General features: G+C 53.1%; 15 protein-coding genes. 10 read left to right on the top strand and 5 right to left on the bottom strand.

The genetic code is table 11. The annotated features are described in order from the left end of the window. Positions 1 to 132: 132 nt before the first annotated feature. From GJU83_RS14460 to GJU83_RS14445, 4 genes are all read left to right on the top strand, one after another. Positions 133 to 1116 carry a lipid A deacylase LpxR family protein gene (locus GJU83_RS14460; RefSeq protein WP_227514629.1) on the top strand — a complete coding sequence of 328 codons (984 nt, stop codon included), beginning with the start codon at positions 133 to 135 and terminating at the stop codon, positions 1114 to 1116. Between the two features lie 117 nt (positions 1117 to 1233). Then, positions 1234 to 1557, top strand: a complete 324-nt coding sequence (gene trxA / locus GJU83_RS14455) for a thioredoxin (protein ID WP_069185233.1) — start codon at positions 1234 to 1236, stop codon at positions 1555 to 1557. A gap of 135 nt (positions 1558 to 1692) precedes the next feature. Further along, positions 1693 to 2646, top strand: a complete 954-nt coding sequence (locus GJU83_RS14450) for a LysR family transcriptional regulator (protein WP_069185232.1) — start codon at positions 1693 to 1695, stop codon at positions 2644 to 2646. Between the two features lie 196 nt (positions 2647 to 2842). Continuing rightward, positions 2843 to 3601: an RIO2 family protein gene (locus GJU83_RS14445; protein WP_069185231.1), complete on the top strand. Its 759-nt coding sequence runs from the start codon at positions 2843 to 2845 to the stop codon at positions 3599 to 3601. Positions 3602 to 3715: 114 nt separating this feature from the next. On the opposite strand, the gene GJU83_RS18970 is transcribed toward GJU83_RS14445, so the two are convergent. Further along, positions 3716 to 3859 carry a hypothetical protein gene (locus tag GJU83_RS18970; RefSeq protein ID WP_167352731.1) on the bottom strand — a complete coding sequence of 48 codons (144 nt, stop codon included), beginning with the start codon at positions 3857 to 3859 and terminating at the stop codon, positions 3716 to 3718. Positions 3860 to 4033: 174 nt separating this feature from the next. After that, positions 4034 to 4909: a PhzF family protein gene (locus GJU83_RS14440; protein ID WP_069185230.1), complete on the bottom strand. Its 876-nt coding sequence runs from the start codon at positions 4907 to 4909 to the stop codon at positions 4034 to 4036. 114 nt (positions 4910 to 5023) lie between these two features. Here GJU83_RS14440 and GJU83_RS14435 point away from each other — a divergent pair, with 114 nt between their 5' ends. Both GJU83_RS14435 and GJU83_RS14430 read left to right on the top strand, forming a co-directional pair. Next, entirely contained in the window at positions 5024 to 5917 is an 894-nt protein-coding gene (locus GJU83_RS14435) for a LysR substrate-binding domain-containing protein (RefSeq protein WP_069185229.1), read from the top strand. Positions 5918 to 6032: 115 nt separating this feature from the next. Then, on the top strand, positions 6033 to 6440 hold the full coding sequence (locus GJU83_RS14430) for an ACT domain-containing protein (protein WP_227514628.1): 408 nt from the start codon (positions 6033 to 6035) through the stop codon (positions 6438 to 6440). A 44-nt stretch (positions 6441 to 6484) separates the two neighbouring features. Here the strand turns inward: GJU83_RS14430 and GJU83_RS19135 are convergent, their stop codons facing one another. After that, on the bottom strand, positions 6485 to 6619 hold the full coding sequence (locus GJU83_RS19135) for a hypothetical protein (RefSeq protein WP_264754188.1): 135 nt from the start codon (positions 6617 to 6619) through the stop codon (positions 6485 to 6487). A gap of 255 nt (positions 6620 to 6874) precedes the next feature. Between GJU83_RS19135 and GJU83_RS14425 the strand changes: the two genes are divergently transcribed. The 3 genes from GJU83_RS14425 to GJU83_RS14415 all read left to right on the top strand — a co-directional run bounded on the left by GJU83_RS14425 (position 6875) and on the right by GJU83_RS14415 (position 9343). Continuing rightward, complete coding sequence (locus GJU83_RS14425) at positions 6875 to 7882, top strand: AraC family transcriptional regulator (protein ID WP_069185227.1); 1008 nt, start codon at positions 6875 to 6877, stop codon at positions 7880 to 7882. Positions 7883 to 7987: 105 nt separating this feature from the next. Beyond that, positions 7988 to 8830: an NmrA family NAD(P)-binding protein gene (locus GJU83_RS14420; RefSeq protein ID WP_069185226.1), complete on the top strand. Its 843-nt coding sequence runs from the start codon at positions 7988 to 7990 to the stop codon at positions 8828 to 8830. Between the two features lie 276 nt (positions 8831 to 9106). Continuing rightward, positions 9107 to 9343 (top strand): hypothetical protein, encoded by a 237-nt coding sequence (locus tag GJU83_RS14415; RefSeq protein ID WP_141697250.1) that lies wholly within the window; start codon positions 9107 to 9109, stop codon positions 9341 to 9343. A gap of 150 nt (positions 9344 to 9493) precedes the next feature. Here the strand turns inward: GJU83_RS14415 and GJU83_RS14410 are convergent, their stop codons facing one another. Then, a complete protein-coding gene (locus tag GJU83_RS14410) occupies positions 9494 to 10111 on the bottom strand; it encodes an NADPH-dependent FMN reductase (protein WP_227514627.1) in 618 nt (205 codons plus the stop codon). Then, the gene (locus tag GJU83_RS14405) at positions 10104 to 10976 is read right to left on the bottom strand and encodes a pirin family protein (protein ID WP_069185223.1); all 873 of its coding nucleotides are present in this window, start codon (positions 10974 to 10976) and stop codon (positions 10104 to 10106) included. Before GJU83_RS14405 ends, GJU83_RS14410 begins: the two co-directional genes overlap by 8 nt. A 106-nt stretch (positions 10977 to 11082) precedes the next feature. Between GJU83_RS14405 and GJU83_RS14400 the strand changes: the two genes are divergently transcribed. Beyond that, complete coding sequence (locus GJU83_RS14400; protein WP_069185222.1) at positions 11083 to 11991, top strand: LysR substrate-binding domain-containing protein; 909 nt, start codon at positions 11083 to 11085, stop codon at positions 11989 to 11991. Positions 11992 to 12124: the final 133 nt, after the last annotated feature.

The following is a 12124-nucleotide window of genomic DNA, read 5'->3' as shown; positions in this document are numbered from 1 at the left end:
TTTTAAATATCGACGCTTGATTAGTCGTGCGGGCCCGGTATTCGAAAAATAGCAGCCAACGTTTTTACCGACACATTTTCGGAGTTGGCTATGGTTTTTCGTTTCTTGACCGTTTCTCTTCTGGCTGTGGCTATGGCTTCAACTGTGCAGGCCGAGTCTGCTGATTCTGTGCTTGCGCTCTCTACTGATAATGACCTGTTTGCGCCAACACAGACAGATCGGGATTACACAGCCGGTGTTGCGATTACCTATTCTTCCAATTCAGAGGATTTCATCCGTAACCCGGTGTCCAGTGTGAGTCAGGGGTTGGACAGTGTTTTGCTGCCTCAGCTGGGCGGGGAGGTTGGAGAACCGGGGAGTGCCGCACTTGAACTGGGTGTTTACGGCTTTACGCCCGAGGAAATCAAGGAATCGGCAATTGATCGTAGCGATCGACCATACAGCAGCCTGGTTTACTTTTCCTCAAGCCAGAGCTACCAGACGCCAGGCGCTGATTCGGGGTGGACAACATCTATGACGGTTGGCGTACTCGGGCTTGATATCCTCAAATCCGGCCAGAACGCAGTGCACAAAATAGTGGGTAGCGATCGTGCGAACGGTTGGGATCATCAGATCTCGAATGGTGGTGAACCGACTTTTCGGTACTCTGCGGCGTACCACCAATATCTGGATGCCAGCGAATCAGACCAACAGTTCAAAGTGACGTATTTTGGATCAGCCGGATACCTGACTGAGTTTGGTGCGGCACTCGTCTTCCGGGATGGTCTGATTTCCTCCCCGGATAACCGCTTTAATCCGGAGTTGATGGCTTACGGCGAACGAGCGCCCGGGGTATCAGCTCCAGGGGGACGTGAACACTATTTCTGGGGCGGCTTGTCGGTAAAAGCTCGGGCCTATAACGCTTTTCTTCAGGGGCAGTTTCGTGACTCAGACCACGAACTGGATGCCAACGATCTGAACATTCTGCTGGCAGAAGTGTGGGCGGGCTACACCCACAGCTTCCTGGCAGGCACTGAATTGAGTTATGTGCTGCGTGTACAGAGTTCCGAAATCAAATCCGGTACAGGGAACCGCACGCTGGCGTGGGGTGGGCTGGTTTTTAGCAAGCGACTGTAAGAGCCGGGGAGGGAATCATCATCAGAAGAAATACAACTTATACAGTCCCGCTATTGGCTTTCGCCAACAGAAGGCTTCAGTGTTTGAAACAGGTTTTTACAGAGAAGAGGTTTGCCGATGAGCAACATGATAGAAGTAACAGATGTGAATTTTGAGCAAGCGGTTGTTCAGAGTGATCGCCCCGTACTGGTCGACTTCTGGGCGCCCTGGTGCGGCCCCTGCAAGACCGTCGCCCCCATGCTGGAGGCAATCGCTGATGAATTTGGCGAGCAGTTGACCATCGCCAAAGTGAACGTGGACGACAGCCCCGATATAACGGCAAAGATGCGTATCCGAGGTATTCCGACTCTGGCGCTGTTTCAAGAAGGCGGCGTTGTTGCCCAAAAGACCGGAGCTGGGAGCCTGAGTGAGCTGAGAACTTTCGTAAAAGGGAATCTGTAAACCTTACCCAAAGCCTCCCGATCGGGAGGCTTCTTCGCTTCTTACTCAAGAAAACCACGCCTAAATACATACCGCAATTGCGGTCCAGGCACTTCCAAGCCAGACTTGACCGGACCCATTCCCCAGGAACATTGAATGAAAACGCAAGAACTCCAGCTGCTGTACATCTTTGATGCGATCATGACCGAGCGCTCCGTAACCCGCGCAGCAGATCGGCTTGCCATGACCCAGCCTGCGGTATCGAATGCGATTTCCCGGATGCGCCAGATCTGGAACGACCCATTGTTTGTGCGAAAGGGCCGCAATATAGAGCCAACATCCTATGCGCTCAGCCTGTGGGATCAGGTAGGCGACCATATGTACGCATTGACCAACGCAGTCAGCGCCACGCAATTTGATCCGGCCACATCAAAGCGAAAATTCCGGATTGCCGTGACGGATGTGATTGTTGAAATGATCTGGCGGCAGTTAATTGAGTTGCTGGAGGAGCAGGCGCCTGGTGTTGATATCCACGCGGTGCCCTATACGCCCGAAGGCACCTACGACGACTTGCGCGAGGCCCACGTGGATCTGGCGGTCGGTATGCTGACCCAACATGATCACAGTCTGCGCAGTACGTGGCTTTTTGAGGGCGGTTATGTTCTGGCGATGCGCGCCGACCACCCCCTGGCTGGCCGACAGATTACCATGGAGGAATTTCTCGAGGCCCGGCACCTGCTGGTGACAATGTCCGGCGATGCCCATGGCTTCGTGGATAGCTACCTCGACCAGAAGGGCCAGAACCGGCGCATTGCCGCGACGGTCAACCATTTTTCGATTGTTCCCCAGGTTCTACGGGATTCGAATCTCATCGCCGCGGTTCCCGAATTGATCAGCCAGGATTGTGGGTTCGTGGATGGCCTGTGGATGGGGCAGCTTCCTTTCGAAGTCGACCCGACCAGCCTGTACCTTATCTGGCACACGCGCCATGATCGTGACCCCGGCATTGTCTGGTTGCGGGACCACGTGGAGCGGCTGCTGCGAGAACGATGGCATGACATCATGACCAACTCGCCTTGCGGTCTTTCGCCTGCAAAAGCCATCGCCTGAGCGGTTGGCCAGAGGCAGTCATCATTTTTCGTGATGACAAAGATACAGCAACGGAATTATTCAGGATCCCGGAAACTCCCAATAATGCTCCCCAGATGACGCTAGCAGCGGCATCGGCATGAGTGCCGGTTGGGAGACGCCCAGTTCGGTCCTCTTGCCCCAATTATCTGAGTTCTTCACGAATTGGGAGGAGGGTATGAACGGTCAAGTGAACTGCCCGTCAATGGGGTCCGGCCTGGAGCCCATCAAAGTCAACGATGCCGCAAATCAGAAATGGTATAAGCCAATCATCTCCGTTGATTCGGACGCCAGCGGCAACAAACACGTCTACAAGGCGTTCAGATTTTCCCACGGCCTGTTGGGCAACTATTTCCGGTTTCTGGTCGCCCACGAACTCAGGATGCTGAAAAAAGTTGAGCATCTCGACTTCACTCCAGACCAGGTAAGTCGCCGGTCCGACGCCTCTCCGACAATCCATTACCGGTTGATTGAAGGGAAGTCGATAAAAGATGTCGCGGCAAGCAATGGCGTGCCTGCAAACTTCTTTTCAAAGCTGTTCAGCGATGTAAAAACGTTGCATCAGCATGGCGTTGTACACATGGATCTGGGCAATTCCGGAAACATCCTGGTTTCTGCCCAGGGAGCGCCGGCCATCATCGATTTCGGCTCGGCGATACCTTTGAGCTGGCTGCCATCGTCTGTTCAGAGCTGGGCCTGTCGCAAGGATATACTCGGAGTTCTGAAGCTGTGGCACCGTTTCGACAAGGAATCCATGCCGTTGTTTCTACTGCACTACTATCAGAGCAATTACCGCAAGAACATCTACACGCCCAAACGTTTCCTGAAAGCTGCGCGTCGGTGGGTAACAGGCGACACCGGCAGCGCGGACCTTTCTGGTGTCACGACTGTTATCAGCGTGTTTTTCGGACTGTTGGTGCTTGTGTCTTTCACCTGAAGAGCGGCGTTCTGCCGCTCCATTTTTCCCTTAAGCGCAGCGCAGGAAACTGGATCAATAGGCAGGCAAAAAAAGGGGCGGTCGTGATGACCGCCCCTTTTCGGTGTGCTCAGCTTAGTTGCTGATACCGAGCTCGACCGTTTCGATGGCCGGGTTGTTGCCACGATCGATATCTTCCTGGCTTACACCTTCGGCCTGTGCGAAAGCAGAGAAAGCGACGACAGAGAAAACGAGAAAGAACTTGTTGATTGCGTTCATGTGATATTCCACCTTTCAGGAGAGTTAAGTTAAACAGCATCGCCGTATTGGCTTGATGGTTATTCTCTTGGTTTCCCGTCTTCAGAAAAAATTGCTTTGCGGTATACAACACATCAAGTCAGGTGATGGGTTTAGACGAGCGCTTTCGTGCTGATAGCGCTCGTCTTCAAATCATCATAGGTCCAGGTGAACGACTTCTTTGATTGATCCCCGACCACCCGCGAACAGGTTCTCGATCCCGTTGTCGTTTCCAATGGTCAGTCTCACATTGATAACGCTCGGTGAGGGTGTGGCCATCCAGCGTCCCTGTTCGATTGTGAACTCGTGCTTTTGCATGCCCAATTGTTCACGCAGATAACAGGCGAGCGGGCCCGCCGCCATTCCCGTTGCAGACTCTTCCAGAATGCCATAGCGGGGTGCAAACATGCGGGTTCCTGCGTCCCTCCCATCGCCAACGCCATCAAGGGAAAACACGTAGAATCCGATCAGATCCAGGGATTCGCTGAGTTTCTCAATGAGGTCAAAATCTGGCTTAAGGCCTTTAATCGTTTTGCTATCTCGAATGCCGATGACGATGAAGCTATTGCCGGTGTTGACCAACATCGGCACAGCCCCTTCGATCAGATCGTCGGCGGCCAGGCCAAGGGACTGGAGGGTTGCTTGCAGATCATCCTCGCCAAGCGTTTCGAACCGGGGTGCTCTTTGCTCCATGTAGGCCGAGTCGCTCTCCATATTGACTGATCTCAGGCCATCGATTGTTTCTTTCGATGACCGATCACGAACCAACAAGCCGTTTTGTTTCAGAAAGCTGAAGGTGGCAATTGTTGCGTGGCCGCAATGAGCGATCTGCTGGGTAGGCGTGAAGAATTCCAGCTTGATGTCTGCAGATTTGGAAGGTGAAACGAAAGCGGTTTCTGACAATCCGACTGCCGCAGCGATTTTCTGCTTTTGCTCAGAGCTGAATCGTTCGGCATTCAACACGACACCTGCCGGATTTCCGCCGGCTTCGCCGTCGACAAAGGCGCTGACTATGGGGACTTCGATTTTCATGTGATGTTCCTCGGGTGATTGGTATCACCTGATTCTTTCAATGGCCGGTTCCTGGAACAAACGGATAAAACTGGTCTATGCTTAATTAAAAGTTAACTATGGGTGAGCAGACGAATGCAGAAACTCCCTCCTCTGCGGGCGCTGCAGGCGTTCCGATACGCGGCCAGGGAGCTGAGCTTCAAGTCTGCGGCCGAGGCGCTGAGTATTTCCCAGGCAGCCGTCAGTACTCATATTCGCGGCCTGGAAGATTTTCTGGGCCTGAAGCTCTTCGTTCGCATGACGCGCGAAGTGGAATTGACCCACGAGGGCAGGGTGCTCTCAGGCTATGTGGAAACGGGCTTTCAGGAGTTGGAAAGAGGAGTTGCCCTGTTCCGGCCCGATTCAGATCCAGGACGATTGACCGTCGCAACCGTTCCATCCTTCGCTAGCCGCTGGCTTGTTCCAAGGATCGAGTCATTCCAGCGGGCTCATCCGGAAATCAGGCTTAGCCTTCAACCCAATCTGCAATTGACGAGTTTTCAGGGAGATGGGGTCGATCTGGCGATTCGTTTTGGGAAAGGCGACTATCCCGGGCTCGAATCAAGGCTATTGCTGGAAGAAAAACTGATGCCTGTCTGTCATGGCATGCTCGTTGACAATAAGCCTGTAACCCGGGAATCACTGGCGCGCCTGCCCTGGCTTATCGATGAGTCAGCCGATCTGGAGAGCTCGTGGACTGACTTCCAGGAAAAACTCGGCACCCAAATACCCGATTCCTCCATCATACTGAGGGTTAACGAGGGAGCGACGCTCGTGGAAGCGGTGCTTGCGGGCAGGGGAATTGCATTGATGCGGTACAGCCTTGTGGCCGATCTCCTGAAAACCGGGCTGCTCAGGTGCCCGATGGATATCTCGGTTCCTGCGGAGTACCAATACTACTTGGTGGCACCGGAGGCGAAATTTCGAACGGATAAGGTTCGGGCGTTTGTTTCATGGATTATCGGGGAAGTCTCATCACTGAGGGAATGAAAGGCTTTGCAGTTCGATGGCTGCACCAGGAAAGCACCAGTTTGCAATGAGCGGCCCAAAACGGTGCTAGATTGTCATATGTGCGCGACATTCGGCTAGAGGAAAGGAAAAGATGATGCGAACTCAGTTTCTGCAGGATTTAATCAAACAGCTTTCGCCAACCGTTGATCCAACTCACTACGTCTACTGCACTGTAGAGAAAGCGAAGTATGGTGACCTGGAGCACCTGAAACCTATTGTCAGTATTGCCGAACTTGAGGGGCTGACCCTGGTAATCCCCCTGGAAGAGGCCAAAGCAGAGGGCCTGGATTATTACAGGGTGTTCCGGCGAATCACTCTGGAGGGACACTCCAGCCTTGAGGCTCTCGGGCTTACGTCTGTCGTGACCAGTGTCCTGGCAGAGCGGGGCATCACCACCAATGTCATCGCCGGCTTTTACCACGACCACATGTTCGTGCCGAGCGATCGCATCGACGAGGCGCTGAAAGCAGTCAAAGAACTTGCCAGCCAACCGGGTGGATAGGCATCTGTTCGCCCGTTAAGGCACTACAACCCGACAGGTGCCAATCAGGACCCAGCCAGTTTGCCCTGGTTGTCTTGCTTTTTACCCTGGGTACTCGCAGCTGCGACGCTCAGAGCCAAAGAGATGGAGAAGAATACCGCCAGGCCGCCAAACAGAGAAATTACGGGAAGAATGTTCATAGGGTAAAACCTCCAAACGATCCGTTGTCGGCTACACCTCATTTACTCAGAAGTATTGCCGAAACTAGTGTGTAAGCTCAGTATTAGTATACGAGGAAGATGTGCGCTGGTTTGTAGGCAGAAACCATTACCGGAGGTATGGAGATACCCGTATATTCACTGAAAAGGGCGAAAGGCTAGCTCCGACAAAGCATTCGAATCCCGCCCGCCTCGAGAAGTTGCACAATCACTCGAATTTGGATTACTTATGTCCTCATGGCCCAAATAACGTCACTGTATGTTTATAAAGTCTTGAGTCAGGCAACCCCGGGTGTCGAAACGGGGGACTTGATGGGCAAACTTGGCCTTTCGAAGGAGGGCCCCATCGATCCGACCCGGATGGTGTCTTCATCGGAGTATTATAATTTTTTTGCTGCTTTGGTTGATCGTGACCCCGGCGGCCTTTTATTACCGCTTAAGATCGGTGCCTCGATGCGAAGCGATGAGTACGGCGCTTTCGGTCTGGCCTGGAAATCCGCGCCGACCCTGCGCGGCTCTTTCAAACGAGCGGAGCGGTACGGGCATGTTCTGGGCAGTGCAGAGACGTATTCGCTTGAGGAAACCGCAGAGGGGTTCCTCTTCAACCTTGAGAAGGCTGGCGATGGTTGCCCTGGAATGCTGCTTTCCAATGAGGCCAGCATGGCTGCGGTTAACACCATCAGCAGAGAAGTCAGTTCATCGAACTTTGTTCCTTTGGCGATCTGTTTCAAGCATGCGCCGAGGGGCGATATCAGAGTTTACGAAGCCCATTTCGGTTGCCCGGTTCATTTCGAGACTGGACGAGATGCTGTACTGGCGAGTAAAGAAAGTATTGAAAGTCCCAATAAACTGGGCGACGAGACGATTGCCCGGTTCTTTGACCAACATCTTGAACAGCAACTGAATTCGCTCAAAAGCGACATAGACCTGCAGCAACAAGTCAGGCACGCTGTCGTGAAAGTGCTCAGTGAGGGTGTGCCCAGGCTGTCACGGATTGCATCCGAACTGAAAATGGGCGCCCGGACGTTGCAGAGGAGGTTGTCGGAGCAGGGCTACTCCTTTCAAAACGTTGTTGATATGGCGCAGAGAGATCTCGCTCAAAGGCTGCTCCGGGAGACTGATTACAGCCTTGCCGAGGTGGCCTTTTTGACCGGTTTTGCGGAGCAGAGTGGATTCACTCGAGCTTTCAAGCGTTGGGCAGGGCAGACTCCTCGATCCTATCGACTTTCCTACCGTCGGTGCTGAGTCTCAAGTTGTCGTTCTCTGCACAAACTCTGACATGCTGAGGCAATAACAAGCGACGCTGTTTCCCGAAAATAGACTTGCACTTACATCAAAGGGAGCAAGTCAATGAAATCATCCAACCAGGCACATCAAACCATTCTTGTCGTGGGCGGTACCGGCAAAACCGGGAAACGCGTCGTTGATCAGCTGAAAGATAGCGGTTATGAGGTTCGAGTGGGATCCCGCTCGGCTATCCCATCTTTTGATTGGGGCAACGAGAAAGGCTGGGATGCCTGCCTTACTGGTGTCACGTCAGCCTACATTACCTACTCGCCAGACCTCGCGATGCCGGGCGCCACGGACGCCATCCAGGCCTTCGTTGGCCTGGCAAAGCGACGCGGAGTGAAGCGACTCGTTCTGTTGTCCGGGCGCGGCGAAGCCGAGGCTCAAGCCTGCGAAGCCATTGTTCAGGAATCTGGCCTCGAGTGGACCATTGTCCGCGCAAGCTGGTTCAACCAGAACTTTTCCGAAGGCGCATTCATCGACATGGTGTTGAATGGTGCTATCACTTTGCCAGCAGGCGACCAGGTCGAGCCTTTCGTTGATGTCGATGACATTGCAGACGTCGCTGTTGCTGCGCTGACTGAAGACAACCACAACGGCCGTATCTATGAAGTGACGGGGCCACGCCTCATGACCTTCGCCGACGTAGCCAAGGACCTTTCCCGCGCGACTGGTCGCGAAATTTCATTCATAGACGTGCCGCACAAGGCCTTTATCACCGAGATGGAGAACGCTGGAGCGCCCGAGGATGTGGTCTGGATGCTGGATTATCTCTTCGCAACGGTTCTTGATGGTCGCAACGCCCATTTGACCGACGGCGTTCAACAGGCTCTTGGTAGACCACCGAAAGACTTTGCGACCTTCGCAGAGGAAGTGGCAAGCACAGGTATCTGGGAAGAACGTTAAACGGGTTTGGCCCGAAATGAATCAGGTTTGGCAAGCGCCTACAGCAGTCGTCAAACCTGACCCCTTCCCACCTTTAACTCACAGGGAACATGAAAAATGCTGGATAAGATACTGTTAACAATATCAATCGCACTTTACGCCATTGCTGTTCCTTATTTGGAAATCAACGATACCCACGTGTTCAACCCGGACTGGGTAGCCCATGCGAGATTGCACGAAGTGTGGCAACTGATTACCAATTGTTCTCTCGGTGCGATTGCTCTTTGGCTTACCTAGGTGTCTGCCGATGGAAGGGGCAAAGCAAGTGTTATTGCGCTGCTGGTCACCGGTGGTTTCCTTGCAGCCTATGCCTTACAGGGTTTATTCGGCGGATCAATGGTGCATCCGGATGGTACGGAAAAGACGGTATCAGGCATTAATGTCGGCGTGATTGGATTCGGCTGGGTATTTGTGAGTTCCGTTTTTACGCTTTTGAGAGCAGGGCGCCAAGATGTTGTTAGGAAGGCGATTTAAAGGCAACGAACCCAGCTCTGGAGAGAAAACTGGGGCTAAAAAAGTGATCGTGATGTCCGGCCCCAAGGGGCCGGATTTTTTGTGCCTCAGATACTAGCCCAGACAGACGAAATACAAATTCAACCATCCGCTTGGTCGCTGGTGCTTTCTTCAGGCGGCCTGGGGTTCAGAGGAAAAGGCATTCAATACAGTTTCAAGCTTTTCAACCAGATCGCCATTCGTCAGCTTGCCACGATCGACATCGAAGTTATCGAAAAAGCTTGGAATGCTGAGGCTGCCAACGACCTTGCCACTGAAAAACGGTGCGGCGGTTTCGGCAAGCTTCAACACGGTATTTCCGCCACCTGGCCCCGGAGACGTAGCGAGCATCACGATTGGCTTATCACGATAGACGTTTCGGCCAATTCGGCTCATCCAATCGAAAAGGTTTTTGAACGCTACCGTGAAATTGCCATTGTGCTCGGCAAAAGAAACAAGGATCACGTCCGCTTCTTCGATTCTCGCCTGGAAGGCGTGCGCGCACTTGGGAATGCCGTACTGTTCTTCCAGGTCGATGTTGTAGATCGGCAAGTCAAAATCATTAATCTCGACATAATCGATCTCAGCATTCGCCAGCTTGGTCGCGGCGTACTTCACGAGTTGTTTATTAATGGATTTGCGACTGTTGGTCGCGGCAAACGTTAAGACTTTCATGTTAAATCCCTCGGCAGGGTTGATGATTGATGGAACAGCTGTGCGGTTGGGGAAGGGGATGCCGCCGTCATACAAGGCGACCCAACTCCCCCGCGTTGTATCGAGCAACCACCTCGTCGTTCTCTAGTTGGGTGCTCATGGCAAACGGTCCTTGTTGAACGAAGTTTTCACTGATTGTCTCGCCCGACAGCACCGCAAAATGGCTGCTTGATGAAGACTTTCCGCGTATTGCGACCGCCTCGCCCTCCGCACCAACAATCGCGCTGGACTCTCCCTGGTGAAGAGTGAGCCATTCGCCGCGCACGTGAACTTCGATGTCGCCTTCAACCGAATAGATCCAGGCATTAAAGCCCGTTTGAATGCGATGCTCGAATGCAGATGTCTGGTCTACAAAACCATCAAGGATTGTGACGGGCCACACCGACACTGCGTCCGTCTCGAGCCCATTGCTTTGACCAAGAACCAGCCGTACACGGTAACCTTGTCCTTTCAGGGTCGGCATGTCTTCTCGCTTCACATGGAGGGAGCTTGGCGCCTGGTGTTTCATGCGGACGGGCAAGTTGACGAATATCTGCAGGCCATGAATGCTGGCGCCCTTTCGTGGTGCTTCGTCGTGAATGGCACCGCTGCCTGCATTCAGCCAGTAGAGATCGCCAGGATTAATGTCGAAGTCATTCCCCAGGGAGTCGCGGTTGTTGAATTTGCCGTGCGTATCTTCAAACAAAACCGTGACTGCCGAGAGCCCAGCGTGAGGGTGGGCGCCAAAGGTCGGTTCCGTCATGGTATAGTGATCAACCATGATGAGGGGATCCATAGCCCCGTAGAACTGCCCGTGACGAAAACCTACTCCCGTGAATCCTGAGCCGACACTCAATGGAGTTCCCTTTACCTGCGCAAAAGCTGTTTGCGAGTCAGTTTGTAGAGCAACTTGGTGGGTCATTGGTCCTTCTCCGTTCCATATCTGGTCTTAATAAAAGTTAGCAGCTTGGAATTTGGATAAAAATGGCTAAAATTTGAACTATTCGTTCCATATTTAGGACGCAACTATGAGCGTTGACCTGAATGACTACTTCTATTTCGTGCATGTCGTTGAAAAAAAGGGATACACCGCGGCGGCAAAGGCCCTGGACATGCCGAAGTCGCGATTGAGCCGTCATGTTGCTCAGCTCGAGGAACGCCTTGGCGTGAGGCTGCTTCAGAGAAGTTCCCGCAACGTTGCGGTTACCGAAGAAGGGAAGAGCTTCTACCAGCACGCTCGCAAGCTCGTTGACCACTTCGAACTGGCTGAAGCAGCAATGGACAATAGAAGTGGAAACCTTTCAGGAAAGGTTGTGATCAGCTGTTCGCTGGGTGTGGCGCAGTTTGTTCTGTTCGATATCGTGACTGATTTCTCCAGGCAACACCCGAAAGTGCTTATCGAACAACGCGTCACCAACTCCATGGTCGACTTGATAAGTGAGGGAGTAGACATCGCTATTCGCGGGCACAGTGGCGAATTGCCTGATTCGAACTTGATACAGCGCTTTATCGCGAATGTGGAATGGCAGTTTTATTGCTCGCCTGGTTATCTGGAGCAACTAGAACAATTGGAAACACCCTATGATTTAGCCAGTTGTCGTTTTTTAAAAGTGGGGAGAGCCGGCGCGAAAGAGGCGATCCCGTTACAGCACAAAGAGGGTCTTCGAACCCATCAGAACACTCACATCGCACTATGCTCAGAAGATATGTCGACAATCAGGCAAGCCGCAATCGATGGCTTGGGCGTTACCGCATTGCCTGACTATGTCTGCAAAGCACCCGTTGAAACTGGCCAGCTCGTTCGGGTATTGCCAGACTGGGTATCCCAGCATGCGAGCCTCAGTCTGTTGATGCCATCGCGGGTGGGGGTGCCACCGCATACAAAAGCCTTGGCCGAGTACATTAGAGAGAGGCTGCCACTGGCTGTGGGGCCATGATAGTTGCAGTCTTCACTGCATGTCGCGCTGGCCTCCCGGATCCAAACACCTCCAACGACGATCAAACCCCTAGAGAATCATGGAGGGGTGCTCGGCCGTCTTGCAGCCGCTATAATTCCCGCGCCTTGATCGC

The sequence above is a fragment of the Marinobacter salsuginis genome (assembly GCF_009617755.1).
GTDB lineage: Bacteria > Pseudomonadota > Gammaproteobacteria > Pseudomonadales > Oleiphilaceae > Marinobacter > Marinobacter salsuginis.
Note: the sequence above shows the minus strand (reverse complement) of the source record. Positions and strands in the feature narration are given on the sequence as shown.